We start from the raw sequence: 24,127 nt of genomic DNA, 5'->3' as shown, positions 1-24,127 counted from the left end.
CTTAAGAAAAAAGGATTGGACGGCGATTTCCAAAACTTTCTTCCTTCTAGCGGTCTACTGAGGGTAGACCTTACGAAATTCTTCTAAAACAACCTTACTATCAGGTGTAAAAGTCAGTCCTGCCTCTCTCAGCCACTCGGCAAAACAGTCCTCATGAACCTGACGCCAATAGGCTAGGGATTTGTCTCCTTCCCCTTCCTTGAAAGCATGCTCAGCAGAAACTTGATTGAAGGGTTCAACAGAAACCTTGGTAATTTCGACAATACAGACAGCCTGATCTTGGCTATCTAAAATGACATCAAAGGTCCCTTCTTGTGGCAGGGGTTCGTTATCAACTGCATAAAGATCATAGGCTGAGGCGGTTGCTGTCTTTTCGCCTTTTAAAACCAAGTCTGCCAAGAGATCGGCTTCTACTCCGAAAGCCCAAGCATCTATCTCATCTCCGATAGAAGGGTTAATTTTCTTGTAGGCATTCCACATTTCTTGCGGTGTCATAGGTTGCTCCTTTGTAATTTTTTACTTTTTTCTTTTATGTGTTTGAGATGGTCTGGATGGTTAATCTCTAAATTAAAAATCTCTGGAATAGAACTGTAGTGGATAATGCACTCAATCCCCATCTGATTCATTTTTTGTATGAAAGAAGGATTCAGATAACCTGCCACAGCAAAGTCAATCTTTTTCATCCTTGCTTTATCCTGCATCTGTCTCAGCATATCTAACATAATCGGACTTTCCATATCATGCCATTGACTGTTTCTCACAGTCGCAAAAACAAAAGAAGTCAAATCATTCATTCCAACCACAATCTTTGAAATTCCCGTTTCCAGTATCCTGTCCAAGTCAAAATAAGCTGACGGCAATTCAATCATTGTGCCGATTTTCCCAGTAAAACCATGCTGACGCAGTACTGTAATAGCTTGCTTTAACTGATCGGCATCATTGACAAAAGGAAAAATAACAGACAGATGGGGATTGGTTTGATAAACATCTGTAACGACATTTGCCTCAGCCTGAAATTCATCCGGGCACGCCAGTAAACGCCTAGTTCCTCTATAACCAAACAAAGGATGACCTTCATCAAAATACTTTTTAGTCCCCTCTAAACAATTAGCTTCCATATTCGTTAATTCAGAAAAACGATACCAGACCTCTTCATCTGAGTATAAGGAGCAAATTGAGCTTAGATAATCTTTTACAAATTGCTGACAACTTGGTAACAAGATGTTTTGTTTAAGCTCTCTTAGCAAATATTCCCCACGAATCATTCCGACATGGTGCAATAACTGAGGATAAACTTTTTCAATAATTTTTTCTCCACTAAAAGCCAGTTGGTTTTGCATGTCCATTCACCTCGTCTTAAGAGATACAATATCAGATATCATTATATGCCGCTTTCATCTAGTTCAAAAGCTTCATAAGGTTCAACTAACTCATATCCTAAAAATTCTGCTACTTTTTTGGAAGCCTCGTTATGAGCATCCCAGAGAGGAAACATATCTCTATTTAAACTCTCTAGAATCATTGCAGCACCAAGCTTTTTAGCAAATCCTTTTCCTTGTTCGTTTGGTCTAGTTGCAACTTCCACTTCAACTGCTCCACGGTAAACTAACCCTGAGGAAATCCCAGCAATCAGTTCATTATTTTTAAGAACCACAAAGCCAAATCCACCTTTTAAAGCAAAATCCTGATAAGACTCAAAATCTCCCTTTAAATCTTGTGACCATTCTTCCTCAGAAAAGCAGTTATAAATATGATTATCAATAGGCACAATACTGTAACCTTCCTCTAAATGAGTAACTAGATCATTTAGAAATTCAACTTGAAAATTTGCCTTATCTTTAAAAGAATAGCGAGTAAAAGAAATTAGCCCCACTTTTCGATGCAGAAAATCTTGCCAATTGGTATTTTCTGAAATAATAATCTTATAATCTAAACCATATTTCCTAACAAAATCTTCCCAAAATCTGAAATTCAACTTCCCCGCTAGGTATAGAAAATTCCCAACATCATAAAAGCTTGTTGTCCTATCACTGTTTCGGTAGACAGTTCCGATTTGAGATTTAAGACCATAGAGAACCATATTTTTCTTCCATGTTTTAAATAGTTCCATTATCCCCCTTCTTCACCTTCCAATTTCTATAGCTTGTCATATCTAATTCTGGAAATCCTAGTAACTCTGCCTTAACCTGCAACACTAAAGGAGAAGCATTATCGGCAGTAATTTCTTCCAAATTCAACCAAAGTGCATTTGCTGAATCATTACTTCCGTCAAGAACTTCATGAGGAAGTGATTTTTGATAGCGTTCTAAATCAAGTACTATATCATAAAAGGCCATGATATGGTGTACTGCAAAGTCTTGCCCATCTTCTTGAACCAGCACATCATAAATCCTAGGACTAGTGTAACCTTTAAGCTTATATCCCGTCTCTTCCAGAACTTCTCTCTTGAGGGTTTCTGTCAGCCCTTCACCTACTTCCTGGCTACCACCAGGTAAATCAAAACGATGTTGATAGGGTCCTCTCGTTTTCTCAATGCAAAGTAACTTCCCATTTTCAAAGCAAACACCATAGACGCCAAAGTGATTTTTGATTTCCATCAGATTCCCCTACTTCAAACTCCAACCACCATCAATGGTCAGGATTTGTCCTTGCATAGCGCTCGCTTTTCCACTTGCTAAAAAAAGGCTAATCTCTGCTATTTCCTCTGACTCAATCCAGCGTTTGATAGGCGTTTCACTAGCCACCCAGTCCGCTAATCCACCTGGTTCAAAGTCTACAGCCGTCATACCAGTCTTGACAGCACCTGGAGCAATACCAAAGATCTGAATCCCAGCTTCAGCATAGTCTAGAGCCAACTGCTTGGTAAAACCAGCCAGGGCATGCTTAGAGGAAGTATAGGCATGTCCACCTCCACCAGCTAGATTTGAGGCAATAGAACACATATTGATAATGATTCCCTTTTTATTTTCCAACATTTGCGTCAAATAATAGCGAGTCAGCTCAACAGGAGTCACATAGTTGATTTCAAAAATCTCTTGAATTTCCTGCGCGGTCTGCTCCAAAAGTGGTTTGTAATCATCCAAAACTCCAGCAGTATTGCACAAAATATCCACCTGAGGACACCAGTCAAAAATCGGCTCCAAGTCAAGAGTTAAATCTCTCTGTAAAAAGTGGAAATCACCCTGTAAGAGTGGATTTTCGCCTTGGTCAACTCCGTAAACTTGATAGCCATTCTCTAAAAAGAGGCGAGCTTGAGCTAGACCAATTCCTGAACTCACTCCCGTAATCAATACGCGTCTAGTCATGCACTTCTACCCAATCCGTCGCCAAAACATCACAAAGTGTCGGGCTCCACATCGAAAAACCTTCTCCCTCTCCAGAAACGTTGATGAGGAAATAAGGCGTCACTTCAAGTGCAACCCCGTTTTGCTCGATGGTGTCAAAAAGTTGCACATAGTTTTCAGCCCCTCCCCAACCCGTTCGTACATATTTTTTCTTAGCCTTTAATCCAGGCAAGATTTCTTCAAATGTCATGTTTTTCTCCTTTAATTCTGAAATCATAATTTAATTATAACAAAAAACCGTTTTCCAACGGCTTTTTGACTGTGTTTTTAGCAACAGCTTCCAAATAATTGATTCCCACATACTGCAACTCAATCTTTCTCGGGATCAATTCATCCTTTTGATAAATCGGAGTCACTTTGTAGTCAAGATAGTAGTTCGGGTGATTGCCCAACCAATAATCCAAACGGTTTTCATAGTAAAGCATGCTTTCTTGATTAGTATTATCTGTTCCAGCATTGAACCTGTCAGTCATAGAGACCAGATTTCTCTTTTCATCATCCAATCCACTAAACTGATACCCAATCAAATGACCTCTACATAAGTCGCTCATTTCAGTTGACAAAAAGCCTGAAAAAGGAGAAGACCATATGGCCTTCTCCTAAACTTTCGATTTCAGGAACTCTTTATCGTCCATCAACCACAAGATCCTTGTCAAATACTTACTCTTCCCTCTTTTTGAACAGGAACAATCCTGTCAAGGCGGTTAAAAGACCAAGTAAGAAAGCGGAATCTGTTGCTGTTCCAGTATTTGGCAAGACTGCAGTCTCTTTTCTTTCTGGAGTCTGTAGCGGTGCATCCGGTTTAGCTTCTTTATTCTGAGGAGAATCAGGCTTGTTAGTTTGATCTTGTGAAGGAATTTCTGGTTTTTCTTCCTGCACTTGGCTCGCACTAGTCTTGTACACAACTGCATAAACACTCAGTTGACCTGTCATGAATTCGACATAGCGACCTTTTTGTTGGAAAACAAGACTATCCACTTGCTGAGCACTTTTAACAGTATAGACAGCTTCAACTTCTTTGTTCGCAGCTAGAGGCAGACTGACAAATACCTTGCCTTTAGGCTGGATTGGCTGACCATCTTGATCTTCCAGAGTAATATCGTAGGCATCATAAATCTTGCCTTCCAAGTTTTGTGCTTTCACTTTCTTGACTTTCAGACTAACAACTTTATCCAGTGTAGCCTTGGTACCAATGACTTGAACCTTGGTAGCTTTATCAGTCAGAATACGCAAATCACTTTCCGGTTTAGATGGTACTGGTGGAGTGCTTGGTTTTTCTTCCTTACTTCCAATCTCCACGATCTGATCCACTGGAACTTTGGAAACGAAGCTATCTCGAGTCACTCGACCGCTTTCCTTGTCATTCTCAATCGTCACTTCAACAAGCGTGGTCTTCTCACCAACCTTGCCTTCTTGGACAACTTTTCGGGTGCCCTTAGGCAATTGCGGATTTTTGCGTTCGATGGTCTTGAAAGCAACCTCTTCAGTTACCACATCCAAGCGCGGCTGTTCAACTACAGGTGCTTGAACGCCTTCAGCTGGTGTCACTTGCTCGATTGGTTTACCGATTTCCACAATCTGATCCACTGGTGCTTTGGAAACGAAGCTATCCCGAGTCACTCGGCCACTTTCCTTGCCATTTTCAAGCGTCACTTCAACAAGCGTAGTCTTCTCACCAACCTTGCCTTCTTGGACAACTTTTCGGGTGCCCTTAGGCAACTGTGGATTTTCGCGTTCGATGGTCTTGAAGCCAACCTCTTCAGTTATCACATCCAAGCGTGGCTGTTCAACTACAGGGGCTTGAACGCCTTCAGCTGGTGTTACTTGCTCGACTGGTTTACCGATTTCCACGATTTGATCCACTGGTGCTTTGGAAACGAAGCTATCTCGAGTCACTCGACCGATTTCCTTGCCATTCTCAATTGTCACTTCAACAAGCGTGGTTTTCTCACCAACCTTGCCTTCTTGGACAACTTTTCGGATGCCCTTAGGCAACTGTGGATTTTCGCGTTCGATGGTCTTGAAGCCAACTTCTTCAGTTACCACATCCAAGCGCGGCTGTTCGACTACAAGTTCTTTATCGCCCGCAGCTGGCGTTACCTGCTCAACTGGTTTACCGATTTCCACGATTTGATCCACTGGAACTTTGGAAACGAAGCTATCTCGAGTCACTCGACCGATTTCCTTGCCATTCTCAATTGTCACTTCAACAAGCGTAGTCTTCTCACCAACCTTGCCTTCTTGGACAACTTTTCGAGTGCCCTTAGGCAATTGCGGATTTTCGCGTTCGACGGTCTTGAAGCCAACTTCTTCAGTTACCACATCCAAGCGCGGCTGTTCAACTACAGGAGCTGGAACGCCTTCAGCTGGTGTCGTCTTGTGAACTGGTGGTGTTGGTGTATCTGGATTAGGTGTCTCAGCTATCTCAGCATGATAGGTAGAAACCTCATAAAACTCAGGGCGACCACCTTCCCACTTCAATTTAACATCTAATAAGTGGGCGCTGTTAGCGAGCTGGAAGGTTTGGAAACTTGTGGTAACCGCACCCAAGTCTTGCCAAGCTGTTTGCCCATCTTTGGAAATGGTTCTTGCCCAAACGTGCGCTGAGCTTCCTGCTGGAATATCTGAAATCAGGCGAACATGATTTGATTCTGTCTTTTCAGATAGATGGTAAATCAACTCACCGCTGTCTTGGGTCGCCTTGTAACTGCTGAGAATATTTCCATCTGCTATATTATTCTTTTCAGATGACTTGCTCTCTGTACCCGCACCTTCCACAGTTGGATTATTGACTGACTTAGTGTATTCTCCATTATTGATAACTAACTCTGTAAATCCAACAAAGCGATGACGATAAGGAGCTGTGTAGAGCACTCGGAGATATTTCGCTGCAGTTGCTTCTGGCAATTCTCCCTCAATATAGCGATTTCCAGGTCGCTGTGAATCATGTGTCCAGCCATCAGTTAAGGAGTCATCACGTGCTGGATTTTCCTGACCATCTCCTACTGAAACTACATCTTTCCAGGTCTTGCCATCTGCGCTAACTTGAATCTTTCCATCACGAAGATAGTTCTGTGTGCCATCTTTAATGTAGGCACGAATCTTCTTAATTTGACGGGTTGCTCCAAGATTGAGAGTCATATGACCATCGGTTTGTGGATAATCAGAAAATTCAACATAATTGTTTAAATCACCATCAAAGAGTTGGTCTAGGTTTTTCGCTTTACGAACATCTCCACTACCATAGTTAGGATCGATACCCATGCTGGTTGACTCAATTGATGTTGGTTGAATTTCCTTAGTAGTCAAGAGCAAGGAAGTCGTTCCAATTGCCTGTTTCTGACCTGTCTTGTTTTCAAGACGTACATAGCGGACGAGCTGGTGATCCTGTAACTCAGAGGCACTATACCACTCCACCCCATTTGGAGAATAGCGAAGCTGGAGTGCTTGATTAGCATTCTCACCCAGTTTCAAATCCTCAATTTCATGGAGGCGATCTAGTTTCATTCCAAGATATTGGCCCGCATCTAAAGTTGTTCCAGCTGGAATATCCATCTCGTAGCGGCCCAATTTTTCATGGACTTGAGTAGTCTTGAGTTGTTCAACATCAGTGTCTGTGTATTGGTCTGTTCCAGTCTCTGACTCGACAGATAGGTTGCCAATTCGCCACCAGAAATTAGTCTTTTGCGTATTTCTAACGCGTACATAACGGATATTCTGATTGGTTTCAACTTCTTTGCTTTGCTCACCTGTTAAGTTGGCTACCGTTGTCCAGTTTTGTCCGTCAGTAGAGACTTCGATGACACCAGCTGCTAGCTTATCTGTCACTCCTTGTACCAAACGAATCTTCTTGACTGTTTGTTGAGAACCAAGATCCAACTGTACCCAAGCATCTACCGGGGTTGTATCTCTTTCTCCATTTGCTGTTGAAGAACTTGCCAACATTGCTTCTGTGCTATCACTATTGTCAGTCATCTTGGCAGCCGTTGTATTGAGTTTATAGACCAGATTTGGACTGATGGTAATACTTCCAGCTTTCTTCTTGGCATTTTCAAGAGGACGGTTAACTGCGATTTCACGGACTGCAAACCAAGTATTGTCTCGTTCTTCTGTCGCAACCATTCGAATACCTTTGGCCTTGATGTCAAGATTATCTAAGGTAATCTCAGACTCATTGCCGACATAGTTACCTTGAGGAAGGGCAGTCCACTCACCCGCTTCATTTAGGTATTCAATCTTGGCCTTGTTAAAGGTGTCTTTCAGATTGCTGACAGCTCCCATAGCAAAGCTCAATTTCTTGATAGAAACAGGCTTATTGAACTGGAGTCCAACATAATCACCAGCGCTAATTCTGGTTGGATTTTTAAAGATAATCTGAGTAGACAAGTCTCCGTCCAAGACCTGAGTCAAATCTCCTTCACCACCTGTACGATTAGTAACGAAGGTCGTTACAACTTTATCTGGGTTCAGTTCTTTTTCGATCTCCTTGGCCAGATATTCTTTAAGGTTAAGGATAAATGGACGGATATGCTGTACACCTAGCTCAGCATTTTCGTAATGGTCAACATACCAGAAAGAATGTTTCTTAGATTGCTCATAATCTTTCAAGCCCTTGTAGTAATTATTCCAAAGGCCGTCAGCATTTTTACTACCAATAAATTCAGTAGCTGTCAAGAGAGCATCTAAGGCATTCATCTGGTCAATGGTATTGTCAAGCCAGTACTTAATCTGCTCACGCATCTGTTCATTTCCTGATGCTTTATAGGTCTCAGCTGCAGCTTTTAGCTTAGCAAATTCTGCCTTCAACTCTTTGCGCTCAGCTGAGACATCTTGACCTGCTTTCAGCTTGCTCATGAAGTTTGTCAGTTTCGGAGCTAGCTCTACAGACTCTTCTAGCTTCACAACACGATTATCCATATGTTGGTTAATCATGTGCTTACCTAGCTCACGGAAGGCTGCAGATTCTTTGGTCTCTGTGAAACGACCTGTTTCTGCAAAGTTGAAAGCTATATCATTAACAGCTTTGGCTTCTGCCTCATTCTTCCAGATATTCCAGCTGTACTCTGCAGCTGAGAAGAGAGCAATTTTAGATGGTTCTGATTGTTGCATTGGATTGAGCATGACCCCACCGATTAGGCTTGGATCCACACCAGGGTGTAGGAATTTCTCACCACCACCCAAGATAAGGTGTTGTTTAGAATTATCTGTACACGGCCAGTTGATCCAAAGTTGAACAGGACGATATGGTTGACCAGATGCCTCTATATTTTGCTTAAGTTGAGTCAAGAAGTTTTCAGAAACTTCACCCCAAATCTTTCCTCCTGTCAGAGTCATAATGCTACTTTTCGGAAGATTACGGTTTAGGGAACGCAATTCGTCTTCCCGACCATTGCCCCAATACTGACTTGGAACAAAGATCATCTCTTTCTTCAAGCCCGGATAAGTCGCTTGTTTTTCAGTCAACCAATCGGTCATATCTTTCATCAAGCGGTTATAACTTTCATAACCACCATAAGGCTGAGCTGCATCATCTGCAAGGATACCAAACTCACGAACGCCGACGTCCAGTAACTGGGTAAATTTAGCCTTGATTGCATTCAAGTCTTCTTGGTAAACCGTCTCGTTTTGGAAGCGAATTCGACTATTCATAAATGGATGAATGGTCCAAACATAACGAGTCTTGTTTTCGTTCCCCACCTTAGCGAGCTGACGGATTTCTTCTAGTTTTTCTTTTGGATAAAGCTCTCTCCACTTGCTGTTATGATATGGGTCATCTTTTGGTGCGAAGAAATACTGGGTCAGTTTCAAATCACCACCGTAACGCATCAAGGCCGCACGATCTTCGTTGGACCATGGGTTACCATAATAGCCTTCGATAAAGCCACGATTCTTCACATCTGCATAGTCTTCAACATTGACCTCACGCAGAACTGGAGCAGAGCTATCATTTAGCATATGCTTGAGTGTTGTTAGTCCATAGAAGACAGCATCTGTATCTTTTCCGACAATGGAAATTTGCTGACCTTTAACCACTAATGAATAAGCATCAATCTTATCAAATAGTCCTTGGTTGACAGACTCTGTTTTCTGAGCTTCTTCCGCTTTTGAGCCAGTCTGGTGAACTCCCAGATAGATATTAGTTGCTCCAGCTTCGGCTGTCTTACCAGTAGTATAGGAGATATTGCTATTTTGCAAAATAGACTTGAGTCGATTACGAGTATAAATATCAACTTGCTCACCAATTACCAAATGAACTTTCTTATCTAGACGTACCAAGCCATCGCCATAAGTAACCTTATGAGGAGTTGGGAAAATCTTATACTGTTTCTTAAGGTATTCTTGGCTTCTCAAAGCTGCTTCTACTACACTTGGATCTGCTGGTTTTTTAGCGATAAAGGTATCTTCCAATTCAACAGTTCCGTCATCTTTCGGAGCTGGAGTTTCGGGTTTTGGATCTGGTTTTGGTGCTGGTGGTGTAGCAGGCTCATCTGATGTAGCTATTGGTTTCAAAAGATTGATTTCAGCTGCACTAGCATATCCTTCTACTCCCTGTAGAATCTTCAACTGGATTGTATCCGTTTCGACAGCTTCAAAGTTTGCAATCTTTTCAGCTGCATTATTATCCCAAGTACCTTCAGCTACCTTAACCAATTGATCAGCCTTTTTAGCATAGATTTCATATTTAGTCACAAGACCATTTCCGCCACCTGGACGAGGAAGATAAGTCAAAGCATTTACAGCTGTCGCTTGCTTCAAGGTCATAGTAACCGTATAAGACGGATCCTTCTTCGTCCAATGTGAATGCCAGAAGGTTGCAGGATTGCCATCAAAGGCTTTAGAAACAGCTCCTTCTGTCGCATTTCCTGGTAGTTGCTCACTGCTTGCCTCCACACGGGCAATCTGATCCTGTGCAATCAAACGTGGATTGACAAATGGCTTATCAGACAAGCTGAGATTGTGCAAAGTACCTTCAAAACCTCCGATTTTTTCAAGAGGTAGGACAAGACTTGTGTGAGCCAATCTCGGGTGAGCTGGGTTAGCAATACGATTAATCTTTTCACCATTGACATAGAGCTCAGTTGACTGAGGTTTGGTGACAAAGACTAGCTCATAGCGTTTACCTTTTTCCAATGTCTTATCAAACTGAATATGGTGTTGCTCAAACTTATAGGCTACTTTACCTGACTCATCAGACAAATAGAGCTTGTTCCCCTCACTAGAAGCTAACTCCTGCACACCGTCACCTGTAACCGTCACATCAACTTTTAAGACGTGACTTGGACCGACGTTCCCAATGGCATTTTCAATCTTGCTTTCTTTATTGAAGACCAGGCCTTTAGTGCTTTGTGTGATGTTTTCTGCATCGTAACGCTTGATTGTCTTTGGATTAATTTCATAGGTCTCAGTATCATCAATCTTGTACTCTGGATTGCTACCTGGTGCATAAACATAGTCTGCGTGTGGTAAGGTTCTTCCTGCAAAGTTGTTAGCAGCCCGGTTTGATCCCCATGTCTTTTCAGCAGTAACTCTTGTTGCTTCAAAGAAGCGCTTGAAAATATCATAAGAAGTCATGCCTGTTTCGTGGAGATCAATATTATCATTCCAAACAGCATGTCCACCACCCAAGATATGAGGGTTTGAAGCCGCTAATTTTGGACCATTTCCTGCTGTCGTAAAATCATTTGGTGTCCAACGATTATATTGATACTCATAAGAAGAGTAATCACCATATGCTCCTTGCTGGTTATTACCATTTGGCACACTGTAAGTCGGAACATCAGTAATATTGATAATTTTAGCACCAGCCTTCAAAGCCGCTTGGGGATGTTGCCATCCTAGACTCCAGATATCCACTTCGACATCCTTCAAATCAACTGGGGTTTGACCACTCTTACGGCTAAGTGAACCCCAAATTCGTGGTGTATAACCCTTACCTTTAATGTAGGTAATCAAATCATTGACATAACGACGATAGTTTTCATTGTTGCCATAGTACTCATCTGTTCCGATGTGAATCGTCTTAACTCCACGAAGCGGTGCATCCTTACCATCCAGCAATTTATCATAAACAGACTTGACAAAGCGCAATGTTTCATCATAATTCTTGTCCAAATCAAGCATCGCAACACGCTCTACATTGTGCTTATTCGGACTTAGCTGTCCTTTATACATCAAGTCTGGACGAACCTTCACAAATGATAAAGCATGCCCCGGTGTATCAATTTCTGGCACCAAGTTGATTCCTAGCTCATCAGCCAAAGCGATGAGTCTTTGCATTTCATCTTTGGTATAGTGTTGCTTAGAAGTCAAAGGCACACCATTGTCACCGACAATATCTGTCTGTAAACGGAAACCTGTATCTGCATGATTGAGCACATACTCAATTTCCTGCTCCTTGGTCAGATGTTTACCTGCTAAGTGCTCCTTGAGGAAGATATAGTTATCATTCAAATGCAACTGCAAGTCATTCATCTTGTAGTAAGCCATGTTTAGCATAATGTCCACAAGAGTATCATAAGGAATAAACTTACGACCAGTATCTAGCATAAATCCACGGTGGCTGAAACTTGGAAAGTCTCGAATTTCACCATTTTGGATATTTTCTTGCCCCATTTGAAGTAAGGTTCGAGTAGCATAAAAGGCACCTTTATTGGTCTGCGCTTCAATGGTAAAGACATTATCACGAATCGTAATACCATAGCCTTCTTCACCATAGCCCTTGTCCGTTACCTTTTTAAACTCAATACGATGCGCGGAAGTACTGTCTCCCTTGGCAAGCTCTAAACCTCGAGAAATCAAATCATTGGCATAGAAATTAGCTGCCTTGTCAAATCCTGAATCTCCAACAGATAGAACGGTATCTTCCAAAATAGAAGAACGTCCTTCCTCACCATGCCATTGCTGAACAGTTGGAGCCACTGTTGGTTTGTCTCCAACTCCCTCATCTGCATAGCGACCAGGAACTCTAACTTCAAATTCCTTGGTAATGGTTTGGCCTTCATGCACTTGTTGCAAAGAAACTTTAACTGTCTGCTCTGTTAAAGGCTGGTGGATTTTATTATTCAGATCAATCACACCTGTTTTATTGCTACCAACTAAGCTAACTTTACCTGGTAATTCAGGTAAAACAAGTGAATGTCCATCTTGAGCCAAAGTCAGTGACTCTACTTGGTTAAGATTTGTTACCTTATCTGGTTCTGGAATGTTAGAATAAGCTCGTATTTCCTGAATACCGACATTGCGCCAGCGCATACTACCTTCAGTGTATTTTGTGATTTCCAATTTGAGATATTTGGCTTCAATCGGAGCATCCAAGTTGACTCTTTCGTCTAAAACCGGTTGACCATCTTTTTCATAAGCCAACTTCCACTTACGTGTCGCTTCCTCTTCATTGATAGCTTCAGCTGTAGCATAGTATAATTTCCATCCTTGAATGTTTGGATCGTTCGGCTGTCCTGTTCTCTGTCTACGATCCCAATCGATCTCAATTCGTTTGACTGATGTCACTTTATCTAGTGTCATAGTCAACTGAGGATTGACTACATCCTTATCTGTCGCCCAACGACTAGTACTATCTCCATCAACTGCCTTATCAGCAGTAAAAGAAGTGTTTTGTTCGTGATTGGATGCGCTTACACGAACATTTAATAAATGATTGATATCAGGGGTCTTTTCCACTTCTGTTGTTGGTGCAGTTGTTGCTGATTCTGGATGAGTTGGTTCATTGCTAACCTTAGGTTGAGCTGGTTTAGGTGAAGTCGCTTCCGCAGATGCTTCGGAAGTTGGTTCATGACCTTCTGTACTTGGAGTATCATTTCCCCCCGCCTCTGCTTTAGCTAGTTTATCAGCTAAATCTGCTGGCAATTCATCTAAGGGTTGAATCTTCTCTACCGCCCCCGAAGCAGTCTCATCAGTCTCAGTCGCCGAACTAGCACTCGAAACAGGACTTGTAGGAGTAACTTCTGCAGCTGCAGCTAGTTGGGAACTGAATAACATAGTTCCTATCACAACAGAGCACACTCCTACAGCATATTTCCGAATGCTATAGGTAGATTTTTTTTCAAAAAATCTCTTATCCATTTTCCTTTTCTCCTCCTAAAAATGAGTAAGCGCTTTCAATAACGCATTTTATATATTATTATCTCTATTATGCAACCCTTCCCTAAAAATGTCAAGTCTTTTTATAAAAAAATTTAAAGTTTCTAATTAACTCAAGTATCAAACATTCTAGAGAGTAGCTAACGTTTTTTGATTTCTTATATGCCTCTCAAAGAAATCTTGATATTACTGAGCACTATCTCTAATAAACTTATCAAATATCACACTAGCATAGAGATTAGTTTACTTGTCTGAGACCTTACAGCGTGAGACGGATTAATACACATATAACAAAAAGACTCTCCGAAAACTCGGAAAGCCTTATTTAATGCTACTTCTAGCTTCCTCGCCTTTACATTTCAAGGCTCGGGATAAAAAGGTTCACTGGACCTTTTTATTTTGCGATTGGGTAAACAGAAACTTGTTTTTTATCGCGACCTTTACGTTCAAAGCGTACTACGCCTTCAACTTTAGCGAACAAAGTATCGTCTCCACCACGTCCAACGTTTACACCTGGGTAGATGTGTGTACCACGTTGACGGTAAAGGATTGATCCACCTGTTACAGTTTGTCCGTCAGCTGCTTTAGCCCCAAGACGTTTCGCTTGTGAATCACGTCCGTTTGATGTAGAACCTCCACCTTTTTTGTGGGCGAAAAGTTGCAAGTTGTTAAGAGTCATTTTTAACATAATGTTTTCCTCCGTGTTAGTTTTCTGTGATAACTCTGGTTTGGACGAACTCAGAAGAGTTCTCCGATAAGTTTGCCATACCTAAGAAAAATGATTCGAAGAATAACTGGGTCATTTCTCTCTGGTGCGAAGGAAGATCCGCTGGTATTTCAACCTTTAGATAGCCACCTTCATCTTCGTTTAATTCTAAGATTGGTTCATAGCCTGCAAATTTCTCAATGGAATTGACAAAGTTAATGGCAAGCGTAGAAACCGATGCACACACGACATCTAAGCCGTATTCGCCACTTTCGGCGTGTCCAGTAATTTCCGCACTCCTCAGCTCGCCATCTTCGGCTCTCTCAAAGACTGCTTGTATCATGTGTTCTCCTTAAAATTAAGCGTTGATCGCGTTGATGACAACTTTTGTATATGGTTGACGGTGACCTTGTTTACGGTGGCTACCTTTTTTAGGTTTGTACTTGTAAGTAACAACTTTCTTTTGTTTTCCTTGCTTTTCAACAGTTCCAACTACAGTAGCTCCAGCAACAAGTGGAGTTCCGACAACAGTGTTTTCACCACCAACAAGAACAACTTCGTTAAAAGTAACTTCTTGACCAGCTTCAACGTTCAATTTTTCAACGTAGATTGCTTGACCAACTTCAACTTTAACTTGTTTTCCGCCAGTTTTGATAATTGCGTATGTGCTCATTATGCACCTCCTATGATTTTTAGGGTTTCCCCGTGTTTTTGTGAAGACTCGCCTAGCATCGTGGGACGAACCACTTCTGTCTCACAGAGTGAGCAACGATGTTCGTGCGGTTGCACAGGATTGTGCATAGTCAACTATTCAAGTATAGCATATCTTCTTTTTTCTTACAAGCGAAATCAATCAAATTTAAGCTTTTTCTTTCCCTTTTTTTCTCCAAGAAGCAAAAAGCATACTGATGTAAAAGATGCTCATCATCAGGGGAACACCTAAAATTGTCTTCTCCTGATAGTAAATCGTCAAATAAGCTGAAAAAACAACTCCGAAGACAAAACTGCTAAGCAAGCTAACAAAAATCAAGGCTTCACGCAGGAAGGGCGTATGTTTAGTCCGAAAATAATCTCCAAAAGCCAACATGGTACGTTTGATATTCCCTGTCATAAAAGCATTATTATAGGCAATACCTGACACTTCTCCAAAAGCAGTTGTCACCAGTCCCATACAAAAGGCCAATGGCGGTACGAGATAGATATTATCAACCGTTTGCGGCACAAAGCCTATAATTAGGGATAGGACTGCAAGAGGAATCAAGGACAAAATCGGCTTTTTAACAATTCGTAGTTTTTCCTTATACAATGTCAGAAAAAAGACACCCATCATAAAAGAAAATAAGGTCATTACTTTGGCACTGGCATCTGAAACATTCTGTTGAATGAGTCCGACAGAAAGAAAGACGACATTCCCAGTTTGTCCAGCCACAAGGGTGTTCCCTCGCACGATAAAGGTATAGGCATCGACATACCCTGCACAAAAAGTCAAAAAAAGCGCTAGTCTCTTAGACTGACGTGATATTTTTCTTATTGGTAATAATCTCATTTTCTCCCCCTTCTCATTTCATCTACCTATCTAAATATTGTACCACTTTCTCCAAGAAATGCGTAGTCCATTTGAAAATTTTTACCATCTGTTGGATAGTCCTTCTTTTCTATGTTATAATGAAGGAAGGATTTGAAGTCGGAAAAGGAGTATCTATGCTTAAATTAGGTGTCATCGGAACAGGGGCTATCAGCCACCATTTCATAGAAGCAGCCCATGCTAGCGGAGAATACCAGCTGGTTGCAGTCTATTCTAGAAAACTAGAAACTGCCACAACCTTTGCTTCTCGCTATCAGAATATCCAACTCTTTGATCAATTAGAAGACTTCTTTAAGTCTTCCTTTGATGTAGTCTATATCGCCAGTCCAAACTCCTTGCATTTTGTTCAAGCCAAGGCTGCCTTGTCTGCTGGTAAGCACGTCATTCTTGAAAAGCCAGCTGTCACTCAGCCACAAGAATGGCTGAATCTAATTCAAACAGCTGATAAAAATCACTGTTTTATCTTTGAAGCAGCTCGTAATTATCACGAAGAAGCTTTTACTACTATCGAAAACTTTTTAGCAGACAAGCAAGTGCTGGGAGCAGATTTCAACTATGCCAAGTATTCTTCCAAGATGCCTGACTTGTTGGCTGGGCATACGCCAAATGTCTTTTCAGACCGTTTTGCTGGTGGAGCTCTTATGGATTTGGGGATTTATCCTATCTACGCTGCCGTTCGCCTCTTTGGAAAAGCTCAGGACGCGACCTATCAGGCTCAACAGCTTGAAAATAGCATTGACCTAAATGGCGACGGTATCCTCTTCTACCCTGACTTTCAAGTTCATATCAAGGCTGGAAAAAACATCACTTCCAATCTTCCTTGCGAGATCTACACAGTAGATGGAACCTTGACACTCAACACGATTGAGCATGTCCGCTCAGCTATTTTTACCGACCACCAAGGAAATCAAGTCCAGCTCCCTATCCAACAAGTTCCTCATACGATGACTGAGGAAGTTGCTGCATTTGCACACATGATCCAGCAACCAGACCAGACACTTTACCAGATCTGGCTGGATGATGCAGGTTCTGTTCATGATTTACTCTATACCATGCGCCAGTCTGCTGGCATTAGATTTGAGGCAGAAAAATGAAAACCAAACTACCTACTGAATGGCAAGAACTAAGTGACCGACTCGGTTTCCAAGAATTCACCCCCATTCAAACTCAACTATTTGAGCCCATTCTCGATGGAGAAAACCTCCTAGGAGTGAGCCCAACAGGAACTGGTAAGACCCTAGCTTACCTCCTACCTAGTCTACTCAGACTACAAAAGAAAAAAGCCCAGCAACTCTTGATTCTAGCACCAAATACAGAACTTGCTGGACAGATTTTTGATGTATGTAAAACGTGGGCAGAAGCTATCGGCTTAACTGCTCAGCTCTTCTTATCAGGTTCAAGTCAGAAACGCCAGATTGAACGCCTAAAAAAAGGATCAGAAATTCTGATTGGAACTCCTGGCCGTATCTTTGAACTCATCAAACTGAAAAAAATCAAGATGATGAATGTGGAAACCATCATTCTGGATGAATTTGACCAATTGCTTGATGATTCTCAGATTCACTTTGTCGAGAAAATCACTCACTATGCACCTCGTGACCACCAACTCATCTACATGAGTGCGACGACCAAGTTTGACCAAGAAAAGATTGCTCCCAACACGCGCACCATTGATCTTTCTGATCAAAAACTGGACAACATTCAGCACTTCTACATGCAGGTAGACCAACGTCACCGAGTGGATATGCTACGAAAGCTGGCTCATGTAGAGGATTTTCGTGGTTTGGTCTTCTTTAACAGCCTATCAGACCTTGGAAGCGCAGAAGAAAAGCTACTGTATCGGGATATCTTGGCTGTTTCCCTCGCTAGTGATGTCAATGTTAAATTTAGAAAAGTTATCTTGGAAAAGTTTAAGGACCAGCAACTAACCCTGCTCCTTACAACTGATCTTCTAGCTCGTGGAATTGATATCGATAGCCTAGAATGTGTCGTAAACTTTGATATTCCTAGAGACATCGAAACTTACACTCACCGCGCTGGCCGTACAGGTCGCATGGGCAAAGATGGCTATGTGATCACTCTCGTAACCCATCCTGAAGAACTTAAAAAACTCAAGAAATTTGCAAGTGTACGCGAAATTGTCTTAAAAAATCAAGAACTCTATATCAAATAAGGTTGGCTCTCGCCAACCTTTTTCTTATCCCCAAGTAATTTCTAGTTGATAGCTGGCAAAAGGATGTCCCTCTTGATTTTGTAGTTGATAGGCTAGCTCAATCTTTTGCCCATCTAGTTTGTAATGACTCGTTTGAATGATAAACTCCTGCATCCCCATTGGAGTAGGAATATAGGCTAAACTATCACTATCCTTTAGAAAACGCATGATGGTCTTGGAATTCGAGAAACGTGTCATCACCAGTTCCTTACCATGAAACTTGAGCACCACTTTTTCCTTTTCCTCATTGTAAAAAAGCAAGTAAGTATAATCTCCCTTTTCACGCACTTCCACGTCATAGAGTTGGTCAATGACTTCCAACTGTTCATCAAACCGAATCGTATTTCGCATCCGAATCTTCACATCAAATCCTCTTTCTTGTCTCTTGTCCTACTATTTTACCAAAAAGAGCAGGATTTTGCTATAATGGTCATATGAACGAAAAAGTATTCCGTGACCCAGTTCACAACTATATCCACGTCAATAATCAGGTCATCTATGACTTGATCAATACAAAAGAATTTCAACGTCTGCGCCGTATCAAGCAACTAGGAACTTCTAGTTATACCTTCCATGGTGGGGAGCACAGCCGCTTCTCCCACTGTTTGGGGGTTTATGAGATTGCACGACGTATCACAGAGATTTTTGAAGAAAAATATCCTGAGGAATGGGATCCTGCTGAGTCTCTCTTGACCATGACCGCTGCTCTCCTACATGACCTTGGGCATGGTGCCTACTCCCATACTTTTGAACATCTCTTTGATACAGATCATGAGGCCATTACTCAGGAAATCATCCAAAGTCCTGAGACAGAGATTCACCAAGTTCTGCTACAAGTAGCACCCGATTTCCCGGAGAAGGTAGCCAGTGTCATCGATCATACCTACCCTAACAAGCAGGTCGTGCAACTCATTTCCAGTCAGATCGATGCGGACCGCATGGACTATCTCTTGCGCGACTCCTATTTTACAGGAGCATCTTATGGGGAATTTGACCTGACACGGATCCTCCGAGTGATTCGTCCTGTCGAAAATGGGATCGCCTTTCAGCGCAATGGCATGCACGCCATTGAAGACTATGTCCTCAGTCGCTACCAGATGTATATGCAGGTTTATTTCCACCCAGCAACACGCGCCATGGAAGTCCTCCTGCAGAATCTTCTCAAGCGCGCTAAGGAACTCTACCCTGAGGACAAGGAATTCTTTGCACGAACTTCTCCACATCTCCTTCCTTTCTTTGAAAAAAATGTGACCTTGTCTGACTATCTGGCTCTTGATGATGGTGTGATGAATACCTACTTCCAGCTCTGGATGACCAGTCCTGACAAGATACTATCCGACTTGTCGCAACGGTTTGTAAACCGCAAGGTCTTTAAATCCATTACTTTTTCAGAAAAAGACCAAGACCAACTCGCAACCATGAGACAACTGGTTGAAGAAATCGGTTTTGATCCAGACTACTATACTGCTATTCATAAGAATTTTGACCTCCCTTATGATATCTATCGTCCCGAATCTGAAAATCCACGGACACAGATTGAGATTCTGCAGAAAAATGGAGAACTAGCGGAACTCTCTAGCCTGTCTCCTATCGTCCAATCCCTTGCTGGCAGCCGCCACGGAGACAATCGTTTCTATTTCCCGAAAGAAATGTTAAATCCAAACAGCATTTTTGTAAGTATCACCCAGCAATTTTTACACTTAATTGAGAACGATCATTTTACCCCGAATAAGAACGAATAGAGGAAATATATGAGTATTAAACTAATTGCCGTCGATATCGATGGTACCCTAGTCAACAGTAAAAAGGAAATCACTCCTGAAGTCTTTTCTGCTATCCAAGAAGCCAAACAAGCCGGTGTCAAAATCGTGATTGCAACGGGCCGTCCCATCGCTGGTGTTGCCAAACTTCTGGACGACTTGCAGTTGAGAGACGAAGGTGATTATGTGGTAACCTTCAACGGTGCCCTTGTTCAAGAAACTGCTACTGGCCAGGAGATTATCAGCGAATCCTTGACCTATGAGGATTATCTGGATATGGAATTTCTCAGTCGCAAGCTCGGTGTCCACATGCACGCCATTACCAAGGATGGTATCTACACCGCCAATCGCAATATTGGAAAATACACGGTGCACGAATCAACCCTCGTCAGCATGCCCATCTTCTACCGCACTCCTGAAGAAATGGCTGACAAAGAAATCGTCAAATGTATGTTTATTGACGAACCTGAGATTCTCGATGCTGCGATTAAAAAAATCCCAGCAGAATTTTACGAACGATACTCTATCAACAAATCTGCTCCTTTCTACCTTGAACTCCTTAAAAAGAATGTAGACAAGGGTTCAGCCATCACTCACCTAGCTGAAAAACTTGGATTGACCAAAGATGAAACCATGGCGATCGGTGACGAAGAAAACGACCGCGCCATGCTCGAAGTCGTTGGAAACCCCGTTGTTATGGAAAATGGAAATCCAGAACTCAAAAAAATCGCCAAATACATCACCAAAACAAATGACGAATCTGGCGTAGCCCATGCTATCCGTACTTGGGTATTGTAAAAGGTAAGAATAGACGAAAACCGCTCAGCAGAGCGGTTTTTTCAAATCAATAGTTTTTCTATCCCATCATTTTTAAAGTAATCAAGTTAATTCATCTAGGTAGGCAAATCGCTATGAACTTTGCTAAATTACCAATCACTTGATGATCCTCCACCATCAAAACCACCACCAGACCAATCATCACTCGACCAAGACGATGAGGAATCACTGCTACTTTCCTCAGGATACTTATCTCTATTTTTGCTACGGAAGTCTCTTAGTGCTTTTTGCGACCATGAACCATCATTAATAAAGGCAGCATCATAGGGGAATAATTTATCATTACCCTTATATGATTTATTAGATTTTCGTTTTCTTTCCGAAACAGTACCATTCTTAAAAAGATTAATCAAATAAGAAATTATAAAATATCCGCCATATAACAAAATAATTCCTATTGACATATCCCATAATCCTTTTGCGATTTCAAGTAAATAATTTCTCTCCACCACAGGTGCGTCAGCTAATTTATATTCTTGATCGGAAATATTTTGGATTATATCAATAACAGCTCCGTCATAGTCTTTTGCTCGCATCTTATCACGAGAGGCATCTAATATTTTCTTAGCCTTTGTATCAGTCAATGTAATAGATAGGTTATTAGAGGTTTCAATACGAAACTTTCTATCTCTTATAGCAATCAGTAACAATGCACCCTTATTTGAATCCGAATAACCGATTTTCCAAGATCTGGCTATAGTATTTGATAATTCTTCTAAAGATTCACCATTTAGACTCTCAACAATATAAATGCCAATTTGAATTTCCGATTTGCTATTTAGTTCCTGTAGTTTATCTGAAACAGCCCCTGATAAATAATGATTTGGATCATAAATACCATTGGAAGGTCTATCTGATATCACTAAATCTGCTTGAGCTGGTCCAATAAAGAATAACAGGATTGTAAAAAAAGACATTAGGATTAAAGCTATTTTTTTCATCATGAAAGTCGAATCTTCCTTTTGTTGACAATTTACAATTTCAATAAGAACGAGAATAAAGGATATTCTTTTTTAAAATAGAATTACTTTAATAAAGTCATCTTTCTATCGATCTATCGTAAAAGGTAGTTCCATTATAAGCTATTTATCTGACTGAATCAACGTAAAAATATAGGAAAACTAGTTCTAAATTTTTATTAACAATATTGTATCTCAGCACTGAATGTTGCTTTCAAATTTGACCAATAAAATCATTTCTACATAGTCTTCATACTAGAATTGAAGTACGAAATCAGATTATCTGCAGATGACATAACCTTTTTATCCAGTCAATTTTTACTAATTCATTATCTATTTCTTCCACTGAACTAAACTAATTTGTGATTGAATTTCATCGAATAGAAATACCATGGAAAAAATCAGAAACATTCTTGCCCAGACTTTTGACAGTCTCCAAGCCTTGGTGGAGTCCTTCCAAATCTATTTTACGTGTTTCTCATACCATTCCTGATACTCTTGGTAACTGTTGAGCGGAGTCTCTTCCTTTGTTTTGGGATCTATCCCAACAACATCTAGCTTATCCTGACCAACCGGCGCAAACCAATGCCGCATATCTTGGAAAATAGCTTCCGGATCGGAATAGGCTCCTTTTCTAACTACTATATTAGCGGCTCCCTCCATAGCCTTATAATATTCGGGGTAGTCCCTAATAAAGTTTATATTAGTATCTTCTCTCACTTTTGAATCATTACTGTAGGCTAAATCGTAAGTGGGTATGAAGCCGTATTCAGTAGCTATCTTATCTAGATTGGTATAATCGAACGAAAAAGGGGTTCGTTTTGATTCTGCTTTATCTGTAGGTAGAGCTGGTACTATCTGTTCAGAAGCTACATCCAAAGCAACCTCCTTCTTATCTTCTCTATTTTGCTTATTCCTCAAAGAAAAAACTAAATAATCTTTCCCATCATTAGTGTAATTTCTTGTAGAATAAAAATCTACTCTATAATTTTGGTCATAGGTTTGGATCAGTTTGACTACATCAATCGTCTTTGGTAGGTTCTCTAAATGATTGAGATCATAAACATCTAGCGTTAATTCCACCAGATTACTCTCGCTCCTCCCAACAAACTTTGCATTACTTATAACAAAATGATTGGATAAAACAACTGGAATCATAGGCTCCTTCATTTTATAATAAACATAACGGTTCTGGGAACCAAAGGTTTCAATGCGCTCCACCTCTGTTTTAACTATCAATACCTCATGGTCTTCCTGCCATTGGACATATATGGGCCAGGTATAGGCATAAACACCATAGCCCACCAAAGAAACTAGAAGCAAGCCCACAAACACCTTAGTTCGGAAGCTGAGAGTCTTTAGGTATTTCATTTGGTAAAAATCCTCCTTTATTTGAGTTTAAATACATAGGACGAATCGTCCTCTTATTCTCCTTTTTCAACTAATATTCGACGTTGTTTGTTTAGTTCGCGGTCTTTAGCAACATCGTAATACAAGTCAAATTCTTCTTTGGTATTGATTGAATGTTCTTGATCATCCTTGCTAAGTTCGGCTGGAATCATCAATCCTTCGTAAAGATTCGTATTTGCTGGGACAAAAAGCTGATACAAATCAAGAAACTGTGGAACATCTCCATAAACCTTATCATAATCATACTTGGAATCAATCAAAAGGAAAAACTGTGAATCTTGCTCACTTAATAATTGATAAACCTTAGGCGCAACTGTCTCTAAAACACTTCCCTTCAATACATCTTGATGAAAAGAAAGTTGATTTTGGCGAAGACTATCATAGTAAGTTTGTAAGATAGTCATCTCTATCAATTTCTCTTTTAAAGAACCTAGATCTACCGAAGGAGTTTTAGGATACTGTTGTATTTTTGTGTCTTCCCAATCAATTTGCTTGGTTTCTAAATTTAACCATAAATGACTTTCCTGTGATAGTTTCCATCCTCGTTTGTATACTTGTATGGATATATAATCTTTACCATCCTTTTCGATAATACCACCAGTTTTTTCGGGTATATAATCAGGGTTATAGTCCTCTACAAGTTTATAAATATCGAGCTGACTCCCTTCCAATTTTCGATCACCTATTCGATAAATGGACATGGCATAATAAACGTCAGGATCCTCTTTAGGTAATTTTTGTATCCTTCTATGGGTAAAATTATGGAAATAATCACGAACAATATAGCGTTGATTAGAGGCCCCATGAACGCCTAAAAAGTTCTCAGCTACTTCTGGATTGTATTTGGCAAACAATCGGTCTTCTTCTGGATTCAGCGACTTCCAATGCACGGCCACTCCCCTGCCATCTTCTAAAAACTCATAAGAATCAATTTCCCATTTTCCTGTATAGTAACCCATATTTTCATATTTTTGAGGTTCTTGCTTGGCCTGCTCTGATTTTTGGCGTTCTTGTTTATCCTGTTCTGATTGTTGATAACTATGATAGCCCCATAGAAGCAGAACACCCAACAGGACAGATCCGACTATTAGTAGTACTTTCTTCATTTCTCTCCTCCTTATTTGCCATATTTCTGTTCGAAATACTCTTAACTTTTCCTTTAACCTGATTTAGACTATTCGCCATCTTTTGAATCTGCTTTGAAATGATTGCCAAA

Annotated in this window: 19 protein-coding genes, 1 pseudogene and 1 other annotated feature; of the genes and pseudogenes, 4 read left to right on the top strand and 16 right to left on the bottom strand. The window is 40.8% G+C overall.

Annotated features, from left to right (window positions below):
* Positions 1–54: 54 nt before the first annotated feature.
* From B7709_RS06985 to B7709_RS06930, 12 genes and pseudogenes are all read right to left on the bottom strand, one after another.
* Complete coding sequence (locus B7709_RS06985; RefSeq protein ID WP_084972230.1) at positions 55–495, bottom strand: ASCH domain-containing protein; 441 nt, start codon at positions 493–495, stop codon at positions 55–57.
* Positions 492–1,340, bottom strand: a complete 849-nt coding sequence (locus tag B7709_RS06980) for a putative PEP-binding protein (RefSeq protein WP_142358143.1) — start codon at positions 1,338–1,340, stop codon at positions 492–494. Before B7709_RS06980 ends, B7709_RS06985 begins: the two co-directional genes overlap by 4 nt.
* Before the next feature lie 41 nt (positions 1,341–1,381).
* Positions 1,382–2,110: a GNAT family N-acetyltransferase gene (locus tag B7709_RS06975; protein WP_084972229.1), complete on the bottom strand. Its 729-nt coding sequence runs from the start codon at positions 2,108–2,110 to the stop codon at positions 1,382–1,384.
* Positions 2,097–2,597: an NUDIX hydrolase gene (locus tag B7709_RS06970; protein WP_084972228.1), complete on the bottom strand. Its 501-nt coding sequence runs from the start codon at positions 2,595–2,597 to the stop codon at positions 2,097–2,099. The genes B7709_RS06975 and B7709_RS06970 overlap by 14 nt, the downstream gene beginning before the upstream one ends.
* Positions 2,598–2,606: 9 nt before the next feature.
* The gene (locus B7709_RS06965) at positions 2,607–3,305 is read right to left on the bottom strand and encodes a 3-oxoacyl-ACP reductase (protein ID WP_084972227.1); all 699 of its coding nucleotides are present in this window, start codon (positions 3,303–3,305) and stop codon (positions 2,607–2,609) included.
* Positions 3,298–3,534: a DUF2829 domain-containing protein gene (locus tag B7709_RS06960; protein ID WP_084972226.1), complete on the bottom strand. Its 237-nt coding sequence runs from the start codon at positions 3,532–3,534 to the stop codon at positions 3,298–3,300. Before B7709_RS06960 ends, B7709_RS06965 begins: the two co-directional genes overlap by 8 nt.
* Positions 3,535–3,631: 97 nt before the next feature.
* Positions 3,632–3,880, bottom strand: a pseudogene (locus B7709_RS06955) (DNA/RNA non-specific endonuclease); the annotation flags it as partial.
* A 124-nt stretch (positions 3,881–4,004) separates the two neighbouring features.
* Positions 4,005–13,424, bottom strand: coding sequence for a beta-N-acetylglucosaminidase domain-containing protein (locus B7709_RS06950; RefSeq protein ID WP_084972225.1), 9,420 nt, complete (start codon positions 13,422–13,424; stop codon positions 4,005–4,007).
* 412 nt (positions 13,425–13,836) lie between these two features.
* Positions 13,837–14,130, bottom strand: coding sequence for a 50S ribosomal protein L27 (gene rpmA / locus B7709_RS06945; RefSeq protein WP_000916509.1), 294 nt, complete (start codon positions 14,128–14,130; stop codon positions 13,837–13,839).
* A gap of 16 nt (positions 14,131–14,146) precedes the next feature.
* The gene (locus tag B7709_RS06940) at positions 14,147–14,491 is read right to left on the bottom strand and encodes a ribosomal-processing cysteine protease Prp (RefSeq protein ID WP_000613705.1); all 345 of its coding nucleotides are present in this window, start codon (positions 14,489–14,491) and stop codon (positions 14,147–14,149) included.
* A gap of 15 nt (positions 14,492–14,506) precedes the next feature.
* Positions 14,507–14,821 (bottom strand): 50S ribosomal protein L21, encoded by a 315-nt coding sequence (gene rplU, locus B7709_RS06935; RefSeq protein WP_000109137.1) that lies wholly within the window; start codon positions 14,819–14,821, stop codon positions 14,507–14,509.
* 34 nt (positions 14,822–14,855) lie between these two features.
* Positions 14,856–14,943 (bottom strand) — a sequence feature (ribosomal protein L21 leader region).
* A 64-nt stretch (positions 14,944–15,007) separates the two neighbouring features.
* Complete coding sequence (locus B7709_RS06930) at positions 15,008–15,694, bottom strand: YoaK family protein (protein ID WP_084972224.1); 687 nt, start codon at positions 15,692–15,694, stop codon at positions 15,008–15,010.
* Positions 15,695–15,849: 155 nt separating this feature from the next.
* Here B7709_RS06930 and B7709_RS06925 point away from each other — a divergent pair, with 155 nt between their 5' ends.
* On the top strand, positions 15,850–16,827 hold the full coding sequence (locus B7709_RS06925) for a Gfo/Idh/MocA family protein (RefSeq protein ID WP_084972223.1): 978 nt from the start codon (positions 15,850–15,852) through the stop codon (positions 16,825–16,827).
* On the top strand, positions 16,824–17,906 hold the full coding sequence (locus B7709_RS06920) for a DEAD/DEAH box helicase (protein ID WP_084972222.1): 1,083 nt from the start codon (positions 16,824–16,826) through the stop codon (positions 17,904–17,906). Before B7709_RS06925 ends, B7709_RS06920 begins: the two co-directional genes overlap by 4 nt.
* Before the next feature lie 24 nt (positions 17,907–17,930).
* Here the strand turns inward: B7709_RS06920 and B7709_RS06915 are convergent, their stop codons facing one another.
* On the bottom strand, positions 17,931–18,308 hold the full coding sequence (locus B7709_RS06915; protein ID WP_084972221.1) for a YwiB family protein: 378 nt from the start codon (positions 18,306–18,308) through the stop codon (positions 17,931–17,933).
* 71 nt (positions 18,309–18,379) lie between these two features.
* Between B7709_RS06915 and B7709_RS06910 the strand changes: the two genes are divergently transcribed.
* Positions 18,380–19,687, top strand: coding sequence for an HD domain-containing protein (locus B7709_RS06910; protein WP_084972220.1), 1,308 nt, complete (start codon positions 18,380–18,382; stop codon positions 19,685–19,687).
* A gap of 9 nt (positions 19,688–19,696) precedes the next feature.
* Complete coding sequence (gene yidA / locus B7709_RS06905; RefSeq protein ID WP_084972219.1) at positions 19,697–20,503, top strand: sugar-phosphatase; 807 nt, start codon at positions 19,697–19,699, stop codon at positions 20,501–20,503.
* A 128-nt stretch (positions 20,504–20,631) separates the two neighbouring features.
* Here the strand turns inward: yidA and B7709_RS06900 are convergent, their stop codons facing one another.
* The 3 genes from B7709_RS06900 to B7709_RS06890 form a co-directional block, all read right to left on the bottom strand.
* Positions 20,632–21,486, bottom strand: a complete 855-nt coding sequence (locus B7709_RS06900) for a TPM domain-containing protein (RefSeq protein WP_084972218.1) — start codon at positions 21,484–21,486, stop codon at positions 20,632–20,634.
* A 477-nt stretch (positions 21,487–21,963) separates the two neighbouring features.
* Positions 21,964–22,872, bottom strand: a complete 909-nt coding sequence (locus B7709_RS06895) for a hypothetical protein (RefSeq protein WP_084972217.1) — start codon at positions 22,870–22,872, stop codon at positions 21,964–21,966.
* A 53-nt stretch (positions 22,873–22,925) separates the two neighbouring features.
* Positions 22,926–24,017 carry a hypothetical protein gene (locus tag B7709_RS06890; RefSeq protein WP_084972216.1) on the bottom strand — a complete coding sequence of 364 codons (1,092 nt, stop codon included), beginning with the start codon at positions 24,015–24,017 and terminating at the stop codon, positions 22,926–22,928.
* Between the last annotated feature and the right edge of the window lie 110 nt (positions 24,018–24,127).

It is taken from the genome of Streptococcus oralis subsp. dentisani, from assembly GCF_002096335.1.
In the GTDB taxonomy this organism is placed as follows: Bacteria; Bacillota; Bacilli; order Lactobacillales; family Streptococcaceae; genus Streptococcus; species Streptococcus oralis_Z.
Note: the sequence above shows the minus strand (reverse complement) of the source record. Positions and strands in the feature narration are given on the sequence as shown.

Excerpts from the sequence above, each read along its gene's own strand:
- B7709_RS06930 (WP_084972224.1), bottom strand. The coding sequence starts at position 15,694 with ATGAGATTATTACCAATAAGAAAAATATCACGTCAGTCTAAGAGACTA.
- B7709_RS06895 (WP_084972217.1), bottom strand. The coding sequence starts at position 22,872 with ATGAAATACCTAAAGACTCTCAGCTTCCGAACTAAGGTGTTTGTGGGC.
- rpmA (WP_000916509.1), bottom strand. The coding sequence starts at position 14,130 with ATGTTAAAAATGACTCTTAACAACTTGCAACTTTTCGCCCACAAAAAA.
- B7709_RS06970 (WP_084972228.1), bottom strand. The coding sequence starts at position 2,597 with ATGGAAATCAAAAATCACTTTGGCGTCTATGGTGTTTGCTTTGAAAAT.
- yidA (WP_084972219.1), top strand. The coding sequence starts at position 19,697 with ATGAGTATTAAACTAATTGCCGTCGATATCGATGGTACCCTAGTCAAC.
- B7709_RS06920 (WP_084972222.1), top strand. The coding sequence starts at position 16,824 with ATGAAAACCAAACTACCTACTGAATGGCAAGAACTAAGTGACCGACTC.
- B7709_RS06960 (WP_084972226.1), bottom strand. The coding sequence starts at position 3,534 with ATGACATTTGAAGAAATCTTGCCTGGATTAAAGGCTAAGAAAAAATAT.
- B7709_RS06890 (WP_084972216.1), bottom strand. The coding sequence starts at position 24,017 with ATGAAGAAAGTACTACTAATAGTCGGATCTGTCCTGTTGGGTGTTCTG.
- rplU (WP_000109137.1), bottom strand. The coding sequence starts at position 14,821 with ATGAGCACATACGCAATTATCAAAACTGGCGGAAAACAAGTTAAAGTT.
- B7709_RS06985 (WP_084972230.1), bottom strand. The coding sequence starts at position 495 with ATGACACCGCAAGAAATGTGGAATGCCTACAAGAAAATTAACCCTTCT.
- B7709_RS06980 (WP_142358143.1), bottom strand. The coding sequence starts at position 1,340 with ATGCAAAACCAACTGGCTTTTAGTGGAGAAAAAATTATTGAAAAAGTT.
- B7709_RS06950 (WP_084972225.1), bottom strand. The coding sequence starts at position 13,424 with ATGGATAAGAGATTTTTTGAAAAAAAATCTACCTATAGCATTCGGAAA.
- B7709_RS06910 (WP_084972220.1), top strand. The coding sequence starts at position 18,380 with ATGAACGAAAAAGTATTCCGTGACCCAGTTCACAACTATATCCACGTC.
- B7709_RS06900 (WP_084972218.1), bottom strand. The coding sequence starts at position 21,486 with ATGATGAAAAAAATAGCTTTAATCCTAATGTCTTTTTTTACAATCCTG.
- B7709_RS06975 (WP_084972229.1), bottom strand. The coding sequence starts at position 2,110 with ATGGAACTATTTAAAACATGGAAGAAAAATATGGTTCTCTATGGTCTT.
- B7709_RS06940 (WP_000613705.1), bottom strand. The coding sequence starts at position 14,491 with ATGATACAAGCAGTCTTTGAGAGAGCCGAAGATGGCGAGCTGAGGAGT.
- B7709_RS06965 (WP_084972227.1), bottom strand. The coding sequence starts at position 3,305 with ATGACTAGACGCGTATTGATTACGGGAGTGAGTTCAGGAATTGGTCTA.
- B7709_RS06925 (WP_084972223.1), top strand. The coding sequence starts at position 15,850 with ATGCTTAAATTAGGTGTCATCGGAACAGGGGCTATCAGCCACCATTTC.